This window comes from uncultured Bradyrhizobium sp. (assembly GCF_947648125.1).
GTDB lineage: Bacteria > Pseudomonadota > Alphaproteobacteria > Rhizobiales > Xanthobacteraceae > Bradyrhizobium.
This window is the reverse complement of the sequence record NZ_CANSMR010000009.1, coordinates 177,905-193,942: the sequence shown is the minus strand read 5'-3', so window position 1 is coordinate 193,942 and position 16,038 is coordinate 177,905. Positions and strand designations below refer to the sequence as shown.

Here is a 16,038-nt window from a genome sequence, read left to right as displayed (position 1 = left end):
CGCGCGGCCGTCCCGACGGCTCACTCCACCGGCAACACGTCGACGGCGACGCTGAGCTTCTGCTTGCGCGCGCCGACGATGACGCCGTCGACCGGCGAGACGTCGGCGAAGTCTCGGCCGATGGCGAGAATGATGTGATCGTTGGCGACCATGAGATCGTTGGTCGGATCGAACCCGACCCAGCCGAGCTCGCTGCCGCACCAGACCGACACCCAGGCGTGGGTTGCGTCCGCGCCCTGCAGCCGCGGCTGGCCCGGCGGCGGAATGGTGCGCAGATAACCGCTGACATAGGCGGCCGGCAGACCGAGGCCGCGAAGCCCCGCGATCATCACATGGGCAAAATCCTGGCAGACGCCGTGGCGCTTCTCGAATACGTCGCGAAGCGGCGTCGAGATCACGGTCGCCTTCGGATCGTATTTGAAGTCGCTGCGGATACGGCGCATCAGATCGGCTGCACCGGCGAGGATGCCGCCTCCAGGCGAAAAGCTCGCGGACGCGTAGGCCGTCACCGGCCGTAGCACCGGCACCAGCGCGCTGGCGAAGACGTAGCCGACCGGCGAGGTTGCATCGAGGCTCAATGCCTCGAATGCGTTGTCGCGCACGCCCTCCCAGAGCGGGCTCGCCGCGTCGCGGAGCGGCGGCTGCCGCGCCACCGAGACCCGCGAGCGCGAATCGATGCGAAGGCTGCGATGCGCGGTCTCGATCAGGACGCTTTCGGTCAGCGTGCCGAAGAAGTCGCGCCGCGCGGTGCGCTCCGCCGGTTTGGGACGAATCTCGACCGAATGGGAAACCAGCTGCTGCCCGTCGCCGGTGATCGGCTCCAGCCGCAGCGAGCAGCGCGCGAAGCTGACCTGGGTCTCGTAGCTGTAGGTCGTGACGTGACGGATGTCGTAGATCACGCCAGCCCCGTGAGCTTCTCCGGCCGGCTGGCGTTCGGTCCGTGCGGGAAATAGTGCAGCCCGACCGAGTCGGCGAGGTTGAGCAGGTCCTGCTCCAGCGCAAACAGCGTCTTGACGTCGAGGCTGCCGGCTTCGGCCGTCGTCAACATCGCCTCGAGCGCGACCGCGAGCCGCTGCGGCCGCTCGATCAGGCCGTGCTCCTTCAGGCTCGGCAGCGCGGCGATATGCTCGTTCAGCGCCGCGACCTGGAACGCGACCGAACGCGGATTGTACGGATCGAGCACGGCGAGATCGCGCACCGGGGTCAGCAGCGGCTGCACCAGATAGCGCGAGCGATAGGTGATCTGGCAATCGACCAGCGTCAGCAGAACGTCGAGATCCTCGTCACCGGCTTCGTCATAGGCGAACTGGCGGGCAAAGCGCGTGGTGTTGATGGCACGCTCGGCGCGGCGGCCCATCTCGAGGAAGCGCCAGCCGGCTGCGCGGTTCATGTTTTCCTGCGCGAGGCCGGCGAAACTCGCGAGTTCCTGCAAGGTCAGCTCGGCGGCGCTGACGACGCCGTCATCGTCGTGAACCTCGATCGCGAGCCGATCAGCCATCTCGGTGATGACCTGCCAGGCATCCGGCGACAGCCGTTCGCGCAGCGAGGTGGCCGTGCGTTGCGCTGACCGCACCAGCGACAGTGCCGAGCCGAATTTCTCCTCGCTCTGCAACGCTTCGAGCGCGACCTTGGCGGGATTGGCGCGCGCAGTCTGCGAGGCCGCGCCCCAGGTAACCAGCATGCGCTGGATGCGCTCGGCCGAATGCATCGCCGGTGTCGGGCCGGTCGCATTCACCCGCGCCGGATCGCGCAGCGGCGTGCACAGCGCACGGATCAGGCGAATGGTGGCCTCGGCGCGCTCGAGATAGCGGCCGAGCCAGAACAGATTATCGGCCGCACGGCTCGGCAGCACGCCGGCGATTCGGCGGATGCGGACGGTGTCGACCGCCGGCAGCAAGGTCGAGGTCGCAACCGCCTTGTCGGAGACCACCCAGACGTCGGCGGACACTGCGCCGTCGCCCATCGACACCGCGCGCGCATCTGCCCGATCGGCAATCCGGCAGAAGCCGCCGGGCAACACGGTCCAGCCGTTCGGCGTCGCCGCCGCGAACACCCGCAGCACAAAGGGACGCGGCGCAATACGGCCGTTCTCCCACACCGGCGTGGTCGACAGCCGCACCAGCTCCTGGCCGACATAGTCGATGCCGCGATGGCTGATGGCGTCCTTCAGGCGGTCGCGATCCGCAGCCGACAGTTCGCCTGGAAGCACCGGCCCGTAGCCCGGAAAATCCGCAACGCCGCGCCCATAAGCGCCTTCGATTGCGAATTCGTCGAGCCGCGACAGCACCTGCTCGCGGGCGGACTTCTGGCCGCACCACCAGGTCGCGATGTGCGGCATCATCAGGTCTTCGGAGAGCAGACGCCGGCAGAGATTAGGCAGGAAGCCGAGCAGCGCCCTCGCCTCCATCACGCCCGAGCCCGGCATGTTGGCGACCACGACGCCGCTCTTACGCAGCACCTCGACGAGCCCGGGCACGCCGAGATAGGAGGAGGCGTCGAGCTCGAGCGGGTCGAGCATGTTGGAATCGACACGGCGCAGCAGCACGTCGAGCCGCTTCAATCCGGCGACGGTGCGGATGTGGATGCGGTCACCGGAGACCGCGAGATCGTCGCCCTCGACCAGCAGGAAGCCGAGATAGCGCGCGAGCGTGGCGTGCTCGAAGTAGGTCTCGCTGAACGCGCCGGGCGTCAGCAGGCCGATCCGCGGCTCGTCGCGGTCGGCGCTGGCACGCAGCGAATCGCGGAATGCCTCGAAGAACGGCGCGACACGCTCGACATTCATCGACTTGTAGAGGTTGGAGAAGGCACGCGACAGCACCAGGCGGTTTTCCAGCGCATAGCCCGCGCCCGACGGTGCCTGCGTGCGATCGCCAAGCACCCACCAGCGGCCGTCAGGCCCACGGCCGATGTCGGCGGCATAGAGATGCAGATAGCGGCCGCCGGGCGGCTTGATGCCGCTGACCGCGCGCAGATACTCGCTGCTGCCGGCGATCGCCGCGGCGGGAATCGCGCCCTCCGCGACGAGACGGCCATCGCCGTAGAGATCGGCCAGCACCATTTCCAAAAGCTGCGCGCGCTGCGCGACACCCGCGGCGAGCTGCCGCCAATCGGCGGCGTCGATGATCAGCGGTAGATGACTGAGCGGCCAGATCCGGTCGGAGGTGTCGCCGGGCGCGCGATAGGTGACGCCGGCCTCGCGCAGATGGCGGTCCGCGGAGGCGAAGCGCCGCTCGATATCGGCCGGTGACAGCCCGGCAAAGGCGTCGAAGAAGCGGGCCCAGACCGGGCGCGGCGCGCCATCCTCAGCGATGTATTCATCGGGAATACCGGGCAGCCGGACATAGTCGCGGGTCCATTGCGCCATCCGGCGCTGGCCGGGCCGGGCCCTGCTCTCCTGACTGCCGCCTTGACTGCTTCCTTGGCCACCCGATGCGGTCATTGCACTTCCCCTGCACCCAATTACTGCAGGAGCGACGTCCGCAAGTCGAGGGTCAAGGGAAACTCAATTGTGCGTTCCTCCGGCGGCGGCTCGACCCTGCCGGGGGTGTGGCCATGTTCCTGGAAGCGCGCCAGCCGCCGCGCCTCGGCCTCGTAGGAATTGACCGGCTTGGTCTCGTAGTTGCGGCCGCCGGGATGGGCAACGTGATAGACGCAGCCGCCGAGCGAGCGGCCGTTCCAGCTATCGATCAGGTCAAACGTCAGCGGCGCGTGTACGGGAATGGTCGGATGCAGGCCGGAAGCCGGCTGCCAGGCCTTGAAGCGCACGCCGGCGACCGCCTCGCCCGCGCGGCCGGTCTCGGTCATCGGCATCCGCCTGCCGTTGCAGGTGATGACGTGGCGGCCCTCGACGAAACCGGTCGCCTTCACCTGCAACCGCTCGACCGAGGAATCGACGTAACGCACGGTGCCGCCGGCGGTGCCCTCCTCGCCCAGCACGTGCCAGGGCTCGAGCGCCTGCCGCAGCTCGAGGCCGACGCCGCCGTGATGGATGCGGCCGAAGGCGGGGAAGCGGAATTCGAGCTGGGCCTGATACCATTCCGGCTCGACGTCGTAGCTGGATTGCTTGAGCTCGGCGAGCACGCCCAGAAAATCCTCCCAAAGGAAATGCGGCAGCATGAAGCGGTCATGCAGCGCGGTGCCCCAGCGCACGAACTTGCCCTGCTGCGGCTCGCGCCACAGCTTGGCGATCAGCGCGCGGATCAAGAGCTGCTGCGCCAGCGACATCCGCGGATCGGGCGGCATTTCGAGCGCGCGAAATTCGACCAGGCCGAGTCGGCCGGTCGGGCCATCGGGCGAATAGAGCTTGTCGATGCAGATCTCGGCGCGATGGGTGTTGCCGGTGATGTCGACCAGGATGTGCCGGAACAGGCGATCGACCAGCCACAGCGGCGCATCCATGCCTGGCGGCGGCACGTGCGACAGCGCGATCTCGAGCTCATAGAGCCCGTCATGCCGCGCCTCGTCGATGCGCGGCGCCTGGCTGGTCGGGCCGATGAACATGCCGGAGAACAGATAGGACAGCGACGGATGGCGCTGCCAGTACAGCACGAGGCTCTTCAGCAGGTCGGGCCTGCGCAGGAACGGCGAATCCTCCGGCTTGCTGCCGCCGACCACGATGTGGTTGCCGCCGCCGGTGCCGGTGTGGCGGCCGTCGATCAGGAAACGGTTGGCCCCTAACCGCGTCTTCGCGGAGTCCTCATAGAGGCCAAGCGTGATGTCGACGGCCTCGCGCCAGCTTTGTGCCGGCTGCACGTTGATCTCGATCACGCCGGGGTCCGGCGTCACCTTGATCACCTCGATCCGCGGATCGAACGGCGGCGCGTAGCCTTCGACGTGGACTTGCAGTTGCAGCTCTTCGGCGGCGGCCTCGATCGCGGCGATCAGCTCGAGATAGTCCTCGACCTTCTCGACCGGCGGCATGAAGGCGCACAGCACGCCGTCGCGCACCTCGATCGACATCGCGGTGCGCACCGGCAGCGGCTCTTCAATGTCCTTGAGCGCCTGCTTCAGATCCGGATCGATCTCCCCCAATGCATCGCGCGGCGCTATCGGATCCTGCTCGATGATGTAAGGAAAGTCGTCCGGCGCGACGTGTTCGAGCGAAGAGATCGGAAGCCGCAAGCCCAGCGGGGAATCGCCCGGAAAGAGGAACAGATGGCTGCGCCGGATCTTCCAGCGCTCGCTGCGCCAGCGCGCCGGCACGCGATCGCCGAGCGGGCTCCAGCGCTGGATCGGCAGCACGTAGCCCTTCGGCGTGGTCAGCCCCTCGTCGAACACCCGCGCCAGCCGTGCGCGCTCTTCCGGATCGGTCAGCTTGGAATTCGCAGGGCTGACATTGGCCGGCAAGCCGGCCTCGCGCTCAAGCCAGAACGCAGTGTCCTCAAAGGCCGGCCTGACGTAGTCGGCCTTCAGGCCAAGCCGCGCGGCGATGCCGATTGCGAGGCGCTCCGCATCGGCGATCTCAGCCTTGCCCGGATTTTCGACTGAAGCAATCAGGCCGGCGTTCTTCCAGATCGGCTTGCCGTCCTTGCGCCAATAGAGGCCGAACGCCCAGCGCGGCAGGCTCTCGCCGGGATACCATTTGCCCTGGCCGTAATGCAGCAGGCCGCCGGGCGCGAACCGCGTGCGCAGCTTGCGGATCAGTTCGTCGGCCAGCGCGCGCTTGGTCGGACCGACCGCGGCGACGTTCCACTCCGGCGATTCCAGATCGTCGACCGAGACGAAGGTCGGCTCGCCGCCCATGGTCAGCCGCACGTCGTCCTTCGCCAGGTCTGCATCGACCTGCTCGCCGAGCCGGTCGAGCCGCGCCCAGGATTGGTCGGAGAACGGCCTGGTGATCCGCGGCGCCTCGCGGATCCGCTTGACGCTCATCTCGAAGCCGAACTCGACATTGGCGAAGCCCGCAGTACCCGTCACCGGGGCTGCCGAGCGGTAGTGCGGCGTGGCGCAGACCGGGATGTGCCCTTCGCCCGTCAGCATGCCGGAGGTTACATCGAACCCGATCCAGCCCGCACCCGGCAGATAGACTTCGGCCCAGGCGTGCAGGTCGGTGAAATCGCTCTCGACCTCGCGCGGCCCCTCGAGCGGATCGATGTCGGGCCGCAGCTGAATCAGGTATCCGGAGACGAAACGCGCGGCGAGCCCGAGATGGCGCAGCGCCTGGATCAAGAGCCACGCCGAGTCGCGGCAGGAGCCGGAGCCCGCGGCCAGCGTCTCCTCCGGCGTCTGGATGCCGGCCTCCATGCGGATCACGTAGCCGATCTTCTTCTGCAGCTGCGCGTTCAGCGCGACCAGGAAATTGACGGTCGAGTCGGCCTGGCGCGGAATCTCCTTCAGGTAGGCCGCGAGCAATGGGCCCGGCTCGTCGGTCTCAAGATAGGGCGCGAGCTCGGTCTTGAGATCGGCGGGATATTCGAACGGAAAGCCGTTGGCGTAAGGCTCGACGAAGAAGTCGAACGGGTTGACCACCGTCATCTGCGCGGTGAAGTCGACCTCGACCTTGAGCTCGGTCGCCTTCTCCGGAAACACGTAGCGCGCCAGCCAGTTGCCCTGCGGGTCTTGCTGCCAATTCACGAAGTGATTTGATGGCGTGACCTTGAGCGAATAGCTCAGGATCGGCGTGCGAGTATGCGGCGCGGGCCGGAGCCGAATGGTCTGGGGCCCGAGATCGATCGGCCGATCGTATTTGTAGTGCGTGACGTGATGCAGTGCGACGAAGATCGACACGGACCGAGGACTCCAGCAGCTTTTTTGAGCAGAACACTGGTTCCGGTATGGATCAAGCACTAACAACGGGCAGCGGTTGCCCAAGGCAAGGGCGAAGCCGTAGCCCGGATGGAGCCAACGGGGCTACGTGATCGCTAGCGCCCGATCGCGCCGGATACCTGCGACGCAAGCTGCTCGGCGAGCATGTGATAGCCCTCGGGGGTCAGATGCACACCATCGGGCTGATGGGGCAGCCCGTGCAGCATCCCGTTGGAGAGCATGACCACCGCGATGCCACGGGCGCTGAGGCGGCTTTGAATATCCGCGGTCCGGTCGGGGCTGCCCTTGCGCCGATCATTGCCGCCCGGCTGTAGAATCACCGCACGGGTCCCGTTCGGCACGGCGCGGTCCAGACGTTGCAGCATCCCTTCCGTGGTGTCGCCATTGATGCCGGCGTTCACGACGCGGACGCTCAACCCCTTCGCCCGCAAGATCGCTTCGAGCTGCGCGGGATAGGCCTGGTTACGCGCCACGCCCTTGCCGTAGGTGTTGCTCGCGCCGAGTGCCACGATGGTTGCGGCGTCAGCCGAACCGACGCCGAGACTGAAGGCGGCGAGGAATGCGAGGCATCCGATGATTCCCAATCGGCGCGCGCGCATCTTGCCCCCCATTCAGTCCGTAGCCCGGATGGAGCGAAGCGTAATCCGGGAAGCTTCATTCGCCAACGTACTTCCTTGTCGTCCCTGCGAAAGCAGGGACCCATAACCACCGGCCGTGGTCATGCGGAAGGTGTCTGCGACCGCCTTCAATCGATAGATCGCGCGGTATGGGTCCCTGCTTTCGCAGGGACGACAGCGGAGTATAAGGCTAGATCGCAGCCCTAAACTACATCGTCGCGCCCAGGACCCACGGCGCGAACTCGGCGCCGCCGAAATCAAAGCTCTCGCTCTTGGTCGGCTGGCCCGAGGCGGTCTTGAGGATCAGGTCGAAGATGCGCTGGCCGCATTCCTGCACGCTCTCCTCGCCGTCGAGGATGGTGCCGCAATTGACGTCCATGTCGTCTTGCATCCGCTTGTACATCGGCGTGTTGGTGGCGAGCTTGATCGACGGCGCGGGCTTGCAGCCGAACACGCTGCCACGGCCGGTGGTGAAGCAGACGAGGTTGGCACCGCCGGCGACCTGCCCGGTGGCGGCGACCGGGTCGTAGCCGGGCGTGTCCATGAACACAAAACCCTTCTTGGTGACGGGCTCGGCGTAGTGCAGGACATCGACGAGGTTGGTGCTGCCGGCCTTGGCCATCGCGCCGAGCGACTTCTCAAGGATCGTGGTGAGGCCGCCGGCCTTGTTGCCGGGGCTCGGATTGGCGTTCATCTCGGCGCCTTCGCGCTGGGTGTATTCCTCCCACCAGCGCATCAGGCCGACCAGCTTCTCGCCGACCTCGCGGCTGACGGCGCGACGGGTTAGCAGATGCTCGGCGCCGTAGGTCTCCGGCGTCTCCGAGAGGATCACGGTGCCGCCGTGGCGGACCAGCAGATCGCTCGCCGCGCCGAGCGCCGGATTGGCCGACACGCCGGAATAACCATCCGAGCCGCCGCATTGCAGCGCTACGGTCAACTCGCTCGCCGGCACCGCCTCGCGCTTGACCTTGTTGGCGTCGGTGAGCGCTTCCTTCACGAAGGCCACGCCGGCCTCCACGGTCTTGCGCGTGCCGCCGACCTCCTGGATGTCCATCGCACGCAGACGGCCGGCGAGCTTCTGTTCCTGCATCAGGCCGCCGATCTGGTTCACCTCGCAGCCGAGGCCGAGGACAATGACGTTAGAGAAATTGACGTGCCGGGCATAGCCGCCGAGCGTGCGGCGAAGCAGCGCCAACGGCTCGTCCTGGGTCATGCCGCAGCCGGTCTTGTGGGTCAGCGCGACGACGCCGTCGACATTCGGGAAATCGGCCAGCGGGTTGTCGCCGGTGAACGGATTTTTCTTGAACATGTCGGCGACGATGCCGGCGACATGAGCGCTGCAATTCACCGAGGTGAGGATGCCGATATAGTTGCGCGTCGCGACGCGGCCGTCGGCGCGGCGAATACCCTCGAAGGTCGCCGGCAGATCGAAGTTCGGCACCGGCTTGACGTCGACGCCATAGGCATAGTCCTTGGCAAAATCGCCCATCCCGCAGTTCTGCGTATGCACGTGCTGGCCGGGCGCGATCGGCTGGGTCGCAAAGCCGATGATCTGGCCGTAGCGCCGGACCGGCTCGCCTGCCGCGATCGGCTTGATCGCGACCTTGTGCCCCGCGGGGATGCGATCGACCGTGGTGATGCCGTCGGCGACCTCCAGCCCCGGCGGCAGGCTCGCGCGCGCGATCAGGACGCTGTCGTCGGCGTGCAGACGGATCACTTGAGCCGAGGCCATGGGAGTTCTCCTTGGTGTTTTCTTCACCTCTCCCCGCTCTTTGCAGGGAGAGGTCGGATTGCGTCAGCAATCCGGGTGAGGGGCGAGGCACAATGTCAGTTACAAAGATGGTGCTCGCCGGATAGAAGCCCCTCACCCCAACCCTCTCCCCGCAAGAGCGGGGCGAGGGAGCAGAGCTAACATTGCGGACAGATCTTACGCCTTGCCGCCGGACTTCTCTCGGGTCTGATTGACCTGCATCCTTGCGTAGACCTGCATCAGGCCGACTTCGTTCGACAGCGTCACGAGCTTGAAGCCCATGTTGATCGCGCGCTCCGCGCCCTCGGCGCCGGAGCAGTGGATACCCGGGTTGAGGCCGCGCTTGCCGCATTCCTTGATGATCTTCTCGTAGATCTTGAGGATCTCGGGCTCATCGCGATCGAGCTTCGGCACCAGACCGTAGGAGAAGCCGAGATCGGACGGACCGATATAGACGCCGTCGATGCCTTCGACATCGAGGATCGCTTCCATGTTCTCGACCGCGGTCTTGGTCTCCATCATCGGCAGCAGCACGATCTCGTCGTTGGCGGTCTGCTGATAGGTGCCGGCCGAGCCGTACATGCCGGCGCGGATCGGGCCGTTGGAGCGCACGCCCTTCGGCGGATACTTGGCATAGGAAACCAGGTTCTTGGCTTCCTGCGGCGTGTTGACCATCGGGCAGATCACGCCGTAGGCGCCGCCGTCCAGCACCTTGCCGATGATGCCCGGCTCATTCCACGGCACACGGACCATCGGCGTGACCGGATGGGCATGCATCGACTGGAAGCACTGCACCATCGACTGATAATCCTGCACGCCATGCTGCATGTCGACGGTGACGCTGTCGAAGCCGCATTGCGCGATCACTTCGGCCGAGAACCCGGAGGGGATCGCGAGCCACGCGTTCACCACCGCCTTGCCTGATGCCCAGACTTGCTTGACCTTGTTTGCCATTGATCGCGTTTCCCTTTGCGGTTTATTGGGGGACGAGCCTCAGCTGGTCGCCCGCTGGATCGAAACTTCGCTGACGCCGACTTCGCGCGCGGTATTCACTATCGCCGCCCAGGTGTCGTCAGGCAAGGGGATGCCATTCCTGGTGCGATCGGCACGGGTTTTCCGCTCGGGATCGCCCGGAACCAGCACGGACTCCGTGCCCGCGATCGGCTTCGTGGCGCGGATGAAATCGGTGTAGCGGGTGATTTCGCCGTCGAAGAAATTGCTGGTGTCGATCACCTTGGGATCGATGTAGAACGCCATCATGCCGTTGGCGAAACGCCGGTCCGACGACGTCGCGCCGGTGCCGGTCAGCGCGCCGCCAAGCAATTCGCAGATGAAGGCAAGGCCAGAGCCCTTGTGATCGCCGAAGGCGCGGATCGCGCCGGTTCCCTTGGTGTGGTCGCGCGGCCCGTCTGATGTGTACGGACCATACAGCACGTGCGGATCCTCGCTGAGCGTGCCGTCGGCATCGACCAGCGCGCCGATCGGCAGCTTCTTGCCACCACGGCTCGCCACAAGACACTTGCCCTCGGCGACAACGGATGTCGCGAAATCCAGCACGATCGGATCCTGGCCCTGGCGCGGAATGCCGACACAATACGGCGCGGTCGACAGCCGCTTCTCGACACCGCCGTAAGGCGCGACCAGCAGCGAGCCCGCAGCGGTCACGAAATGAACCGAGACGAGGCCTTCGGCGGCGGCCATTTCGGCCCAGTCGCCGACGCGGCCGAGATGGCCCGAGTTGCGCAGCGCGACGGCGGCGAGCCCCGCCTTCTTGCACTTCTCGATGCCGAGTCTCACTGCAACCGGCGTGACGGTCTGGCCATAGCCGAACTTGCCGTCGACCACCGCGAGCGACGGCGTGTCGACGACGACCTCCGGGGTCTGGTTCGGCACGATCGAGCCCATCTTCTTCCAACGGACATAGACGGGCACGCGGATCACGCCGTGGCTGTCATGGCCGGTGAGGTTCGCGGTCGTCAGGTAGGTCGCGATGCGCTTTGCCTCTTCCGGAGAGGACTCCGAATGCGAAAACACTTCGGAGACGAAGTTGATGAGGTTATCGACCTTGATGGTGACCATGAAAAACTAGCTCGCTCGATACAGCACAGTGAATTGTCAGGCGTGGGTTTTGGCATGACCGCCGAGATAGGCCGCGGCGATGGCTTCGTTGCCCCACAATTCGTCGGGCTTGCCGCCCAGCACGATCCGCCCGGTTTCCAGGACGAAGCCGTGATCGGCGACCGAAAGTCCCATGCGCGCATTTTGCTCGACGAGCAAGACCGTGGTGTCCTTCCTGATCTGCGAAATGATGCGGAACACCGCCTGTACGATCACGGGCGCGAGCCCAAGCGACGGCTCGTCGAGCAGCAGCAGCCGCGGCTTGGCCATCAGCCCGCGCGCGACCGCGACCATCTGCAACTGGCCGCCGGACAGCGTCCAGCCGAGCGCGTTGGAGAAGGCGCGGATGTCCGGGAACAGGTCGAACATCGCGTCGGCCTCGCGCGAGATCTGCGACGCCCCGACCTTCCGGTTCGACGCGCCGAGCATGATGTTCTCTTTCACGGTGAGGCCCGGGAACACGCGGCGGCCTTCCGGCACATGGGAGATTCCGAGCCGCACGATCGCTTCCGGCCCGAGGCCCGCGATCGAATGACCGTCGAACAGGATGTCGCCGGAGGCGGGCTTGGCGAGGCCTGAGATCGCGCGCAGCGTGGTCGACTTGCCGGCGCCATTGGCACCGAGCAGCGTGACCACCTGGCCCTGCTCCACGGCGATGGTGACGCCGCGCAGGGCCTCGATCTCGCCGTAGCGGACCACGAGATTGCGGATTTCGAGCAGCGGCATCATTCGCTCCCGAGATAGGCGGAGACGACGTCGGGATGACGCAGCACCGCCATGGACTCGCCGTCCGCGATGCGGCGTCCGAAGTTCAGCACGGTGATGTGCTGGGCGGCTTCCGAGACCAACGTCATGTCGTGATCGATGATCAGGATGGTGAGACCCTGCGCTGCGATGCGCTTGAGCAGCTCGTGCAGCTCGAGCTTCTCGGTCGAGTTGAGGCCGGCGGCCGGCTCGTCGAGCAGCAGCAGGGTCGGGTTCGACGCCAGCGCGCGGGCGATCTCGATCAGGCGCTGGTGGCCATAGGAGAAGCTCGAGATCAGCTCGTTGGCGCGGTTGCCGAGACCGACGAAGGTCAGCGCCTCCATCGCGCGCTCGGTCAGCGCATCGTCGCCCTTCCCGATCATGGTGTTGCCGGGCCGCTCGGCGCCGATCTCGACGTTCTCGAGCGCCGTCATCGAGCGAAACAGGCGGATGTTCTGGAAGGTGCGTCCGAGACCCGCCGCAGTGCGCTGATGCGGCGCCATGCTGGTGATGTCGGTGCCGTCGAGCACGATCTTGCCCGCGGTCGCCTTGTAGAGACCGGACAGCACGTTCAGCGTCGTGGTCTTGCCCGAGCCATTCGGTCCGATCAGCGCATGCACGCTGCCACGCTTCACCGCGATGTCGACGCCGTCGACCGCCTTGAGGCCGCCGAAATGCTTCGAGAGCCCGGTGACTTCGAGCACGATGTCGCCGCCAGTCGTCGCGGGCTTGAGCAGGAGCGCTCCGGCAACCGGCGGCGCCTTGGTGTGGGCGCGCCAGCGCGTGAACGCATCGGACACGAAGCCCCAGATGCCGTCCGGCATGAAGCGGATGATCAGGATCACCGACAGGCCGTAGATCGCGAGGTAGAGGCCCGGCACGCTCTTCAGGAAGCGCAGCCATTCCGGGATCAGGATCAACAGCCCGGTGCCGATCGCCGAGCCGATCGGCGAGGCCACGCCGCCGAGCAGCGACATGGTCAGGAACTGAATGGATTCCGCGAACGAGAACTGGTCCGGACTGACATAGGCAAAGCCGCCGGCGAACAAGCCGCCCGCGAGGCCGCCGAGCACCGCGCATACCGCAAAGGCGTAGACCTTGGTGCGGAACACGTCGATGCCGTTGACGCCGGCCGCGAGCTCGTTATCGCGCACCGCGCGCATGGCGCGGCCAAGCTTGGTGTCAGGCAGATGCCAGACCAGATAGCCGACGATCGCGAGCATCGCGACGCAGAAGGCGAGATAGCTCTGCGAGGACTGGAACAGCTCGGGCCGGCGAATGTTGGCGACGCCGTCCGGCCCGTGGGTCACGCCGATGGCGTTGATCATCACCAGCGTCACGATCTGCTGGAAGGAGATCGTCACCATCGCGAGATAATGCCCGCCCAGCCTCAACGTCGACATGCCCAGAAACGCGCCGGCGACCAGCGTGATCGCGCAGGCGCCAACCAGGCAGAGCCAGAAGTTCAGATGCAGGTCGGCAGTCCCGAGGCCGACGGCATAGGCACCGAAGCCGAAGAACGCGGCCTGCGCCAGGTTGATCTGGCCGCACAAGCCGAGCACGACCGAAAGCCCGAACACCGCGATCGAGAAGGTCGTCGCCTGCAGCAGGATATTGAGGATGTAGCCGTCGAACTGCATGCCGGCGGCGAGCGCCACCAGCGCGGCCGCGCCGACGAAATACGGCAGATGACGGATGATCAGCGGTTTCGAGCGCACGGCTGGCGCCGGGATCATGTTGTCGCTGGCGCTCATGCTTTCTCCGCGACGCGTTCGCCGAAGATGCCCTGCGGCCGGAACACCAGGAAAGCGATCAGCACCAGGAAGGCAAAGCCGTCCTTGTACGGCACCGAGATATAGGCGGCGCCGAACGTCTCGATCACGCCGAGCGCCAGACCACCGACGATGGCGCCGGCGACGTCGCCGAAGCCGCCGATGATGGTCGCGGCAAACGCCTTCAGCGCGATGGTCGAGCCCATCTGGATCGAGACGAACAGCACGGGCGCCACCAGGATGCCGGCGAGACCGCCGAGCACGGCCGAGTAGATGAAGGTGATCATGATCATGGTGGAGACGGAAATGCCGAGCAGCGAGGCCATCTCCTTGTCCTGCGAGGTCGCCTGCAGCTTCTTGCCGAGCAGCGTCTTCTCGAAGAACCAGAAGTTGAACAGCACCAGGAGGATCGTGACGCCAATGATCAGCAGATATTGGCTGTCGAGATAGACCGGGCCGAGCTGGATGCCGGGCGTCTCGAACCAGCCCTGCAGCACCTGCGGCTGCGGACCGTAGATCGCCAGCACCGAGTTCGACAGCAAGATCGAGGCGCCGATGGTGGCGATGATGACAGGCAGATAGGTGCGGTGGCGCAGCGGATAGTAGACGCCGAGATTGAAGATGACGCCGAACAGCGCCATGCCGGCGAGCGCGATCAGGAACGACAGCCAGTAAGGCCAGCCGAGATCGACCGAGAACACCACCATCAGATAGGCGGCGACCATCGAGAATTCGCCCTGCGCGAAGTTCACCACGTTGGTGGCGCGGAAGATCAGCACGAAGCCGAGCGCCACCAGCGCGTAGACCGCGCCGATGCCGATGCCGGTGAACAGCAGTTGTAAGACCAGATCCATGACGGCGCTCGATCCGAACAGTGTGCGCAGAAGATCGGCCTCGCCGGTTTCGCCGGCGAGGCCGAGCCGCGATCAATCGTTGAAGTCGATGTGCTTGTCGTAGACGATCTTGCCCTTGTCGTTCTTCACGACGTTGTAGCCGTGCAGACCGTCGCCGTTCTTGTCGAAATTGTACTCGCCTTCGGCGCCGGCGAATTTTTGCGTCGCCAGGATGGCGTCGCGGATCTTGGTCGGATCGGTCGAACCGGCCTTGTTGATCGCCGCCGACAGGATGGTGATCGCATCATACGGCCAGGCGGCCTGGTTGTCGGGCGCGGTCTTGTAGGCATCACGATAGGACTTGCCGAACGCCTTCGCGGTATCGCTCGAATCTTCGGCGAAGTCGGCGACCCCGTAGGTGCCGAACAGCGCCGGGCCGGCGAGCTTGGTCGAGGAGACCGCCACCACCGAGGGCGAGCCGACCCAGGGGATGTTGACGCCGAGTTGGCGTAACTGCCGGGCAAAGATGCCGAGATCGTTCTCGAAGGTGAAATAGGTGCCGAGCACGTCAGCGCCGGACTGCTTCACGGCCAGCACGACCGGGGTGAAGTCCTGGCTCTGGTTGGCGTAGCCCTGGTCAAGCACCGGCGGCGCGCCGAGCTTGGTCAGCGCCTCTGACAGCGCCTTGCCGCCCGCGGTGCCGAAGGCGTCGGTGGAATGCACGATCGCCCATTTCTTCTTACCGAGCGTGTTGACGCCGAAATCGGCGATCACGCGGCCGGAATAATTGTCATTCGGGCGGAAGCGGAACAACCAGGGATTGCCGGAATGGGTGAGATCGGGATTGGTGCCGCCGATCATCACGGGCTTGCCGACCTTGATCACGTCGGGCGCCATCGCCTGCACCTGGGTCGAGCGGATCGAGCCGAGGAAGGCAACGATGTCGGATTGCGCGGCGAGCTTGGAGAACGCCAGCACGATGCCCGGATTGGTGGTCTGATCGTCCTCGATGACGAGCTCGACCTGCTTGCCGAGCACGCCACCGGCCTTATTGACCGCGGCCAGCGCCAGCTTGGCGCCGTTCTGGGCCCACAGGCCCTGCTCCGCAGCCGGTCCGGTCACCGGCACGCACATGCCGATCTTGATCGTCGCCCCTTGCGCCCAAGCGCTGCGCATCAGCGCGGGAGCAGCGAGACCTGCCGCCAAGCCGGCGGAAAACTCACGCCTCGTCAGTTTCATTCAATCCTCCCTTTGGTGCGCCGAACTTGCATGTCGGCTGCGTTGAAACGAGCTGACGCGTCGATCTGCTGTCCTATCCGCAGCCATCAATCGGCGCGGCGAACAAACGTGAGCGCCGCTGCAGCGCACAAGACGCGCAACGGCGACCATCAATCTGGCGTGTGACATAGCTAAACATGATTGCACATTGCACGCAATAG

11 protein-coding genes are annotated in these 16,038 nt (G+C 65.8%); all 11 read right to left on the bottom strand.

The annotated features are described in order from the left end of the window. Positions 1-20 precede the first annotated feature (20 nt). A complete protein-coding gene (locus Q0030_RS18615; RefSeq protein WP_298369965.1) occupies positions 21-899 on the bottom strand; it encodes a transglutaminase family protein in 879 nt (292 codons plus the stop codon). Beyond that, on the bottom strand, positions 896-3,439 hold the full coding sequence (locus Q0030_RS18610; protein ID WP_298369963.1) for a circularly permuted type 2 ATP-grasp protein: 2,544 nt from the start codon (positions 3,437-3,439) through the stop codon (positions 896-898). Before Q0030_RS18610 ends, Q0030_RS18615 begins: the two co-directional genes overlap by 4 nt. Positions 3,440-3,459: 20 nt before the next feature. Beyond that, the gene (locus tag Q0030_RS18605) at positions 3,460-6,726 is read right to left on the bottom strand and encodes a transglutaminase family protein (RefSeq protein WP_298369960.1); all 3,267 of its coding nucleotides are present in this window, start codon (positions 6,724-6,726) and stop codon (positions 3,460-3,462) included. A 134-nt stretch (positions 6,727-6,860) separates the two neighbouring features. Beyond that, positions 6,861-7,364, bottom strand: a complete 504-nt coding sequence (locus Q0030_RS18600) for a GDSL-type esterase/lipase family protein (protein ID WP_298369957.1) — start codon at positions 7,362-7,364, stop codon at positions 6,861-6,863. Positions 7,365-7,590: 226 nt separating this feature from the next. Beyond that, on the bottom strand, positions 7,591-9,114 hold the full coding sequence (locus Q0030_RS18595) for an altronate dehydratase family protein (protein ID WP_298369954.1): 1,524 nt from the start codon (positions 9,112-9,114) through the stop codon (positions 7,591-7,593). Positions 9,115-9,309: 195 nt separating this feature from the next. Further along, the gene (locus tag Q0030_RS18590) at positions 9,310-10,086 is read right to left on the bottom strand and encodes an aldolase/citrate lyase family protein (RefSeq protein ID WP_298369952.1); all 777 of its coding nucleotides are present in this window, start codon (positions 10,084-10,086) and stop codon (positions 9,310-9,312) included. 39 nt (positions 10,087-10,125) lie between these two features. Further along, positions 10,126-11,211, bottom strand: a complete 1,086-nt coding sequence (locus tag Q0030_RS18585) for a malate/lactate/ureidoglycolate dehydrogenase (protein ID WP_298369949.1) — start codon at positions 11,209-11,211, stop codon at positions 10,126-10,128. A gap of 36 nt (positions 11,212-11,247) precedes the next feature. Then, positions 11,248-11,976: an ABC transporter ATP-binding protein gene (locus Q0030_RS18580; RefSeq protein WP_050406791.1), complete on the bottom strand. Its 729-nt coding sequence runs from the start codon at positions 11,974-11,976 to the stop codon at positions 11,248-11,250. Further along, on the bottom strand, positions 11,976-13,748 hold the full coding sequence (locus tag Q0030_RS18575) for a branched-chain amino acid ABC transporter ATP-binding protein/permease (RefSeq protein WP_298369945.1): 1,773 nt from the start codon (positions 13,746-13,748) through the stop codon (positions 11,976-11,978). Before Q0030_RS18575 ends, Q0030_RS18580 begins: the two co-directional genes overlap by 1 nt. Then, positions 13,745-14,620 carry a branched-chain amino acid ABC transporter permease gene (locus Q0030_RS18570; RefSeq protein ID WP_298369942.1) on the bottom strand — a complete coding sequence of 292 codons (876 nt, stop codon included), beginning with the start codon at positions 14,618-14,620 and terminating at the stop codon, positions 13,745-13,747. The genes Q0030_RS18575 and Q0030_RS18570 overlap by 4 nt, the downstream gene beginning before the upstream one ends. A gap of 72 nt (positions 14,621-14,692) precedes the next feature. Continuing rightward, positions 14,693-15,838: an ABC transporter substrate-binding protein gene (locus tag Q0030_RS18565; protein ID WP_298369939.1), complete on the bottom strand. Its 1,146-nt coding sequence runs from the start codon at positions 15,836-15,838 to the stop codon at positions 14,693-14,695. Between the last annotated feature and the right edge of the window lie 200 nt (positions 15,839-16,038).

What these genes read in the sequence shown, in the direction of transcription:
- Q0030_RS18580 (WP_050406791.1), bottom strand. Translation starts at nt 11,976, where the DNA reads ATGCCGCTGCTCGAAATCCGCAATCTCGTGGTCCGCTACGGCGAGATC.
- Q0030_RS18610 (WP_298369963.1), bottom strand. Translation starts at nt 3,439, where the DNA reads ATGACCGCATCGGGTGGCCAAGGAAGCAGTCAAGGCGGCAGTCAGGAG.
- Q0030_RS18565 (WP_298369939.1), bottom strand. Translation starts at nt 15,838, where the DNA reads ATGAAACTGACGAGGCGTGAGTTTTCCGCCGGCTTGGCGGCAGGTCTC.
- Q0030_RS18600 (WP_298369957.1), bottom strand. Translation starts at nt 7,364, where the DNA reads ATGCGCGCGCGCCGATTGGGAATCATCGGATGCCTCGCATTCCTCGCC.
- Q0030_RS18590 (WP_298369952.1), bottom strand. Translation starts at nt 10,086, where the DNA reads ATGGCAAACAAGGTCAAGCAAGTCTGGGCATCAGGCAAGGCGGTGGTG.
- Q0030_RS18575 (WP_298369945.1), bottom strand. Translation starts at nt 13,748, where the DNA reads ATGAGCGCCAGCGACAACATGATCCCGGCGCCAGCCGTGCGCTCGAAA.
- Q0030_RS18570 (WP_298369942.1), bottom strand. Translation starts at nt 14,620, where the DNA reads ATGGATCTGGTCTTACAACTGCTGTTCACCGGCATCGGCATCGGCGCG.
- Q0030_RS18595 (WP_298369954.1), bottom strand. Translation starts at nt 9,114, where the DNA reads ATGGCCTCGGCTCAAGTGATCCGTCTGCACGCCGACGACAGCGTCCTG.
- Q0030_RS18585 (WP_298369949.1), bottom strand. Translation starts at nt 11,211, where the DNA reads ATGGTCACCATCAAGGTCGATAACCTCATCAACTTCGTCTCCGAAGTG.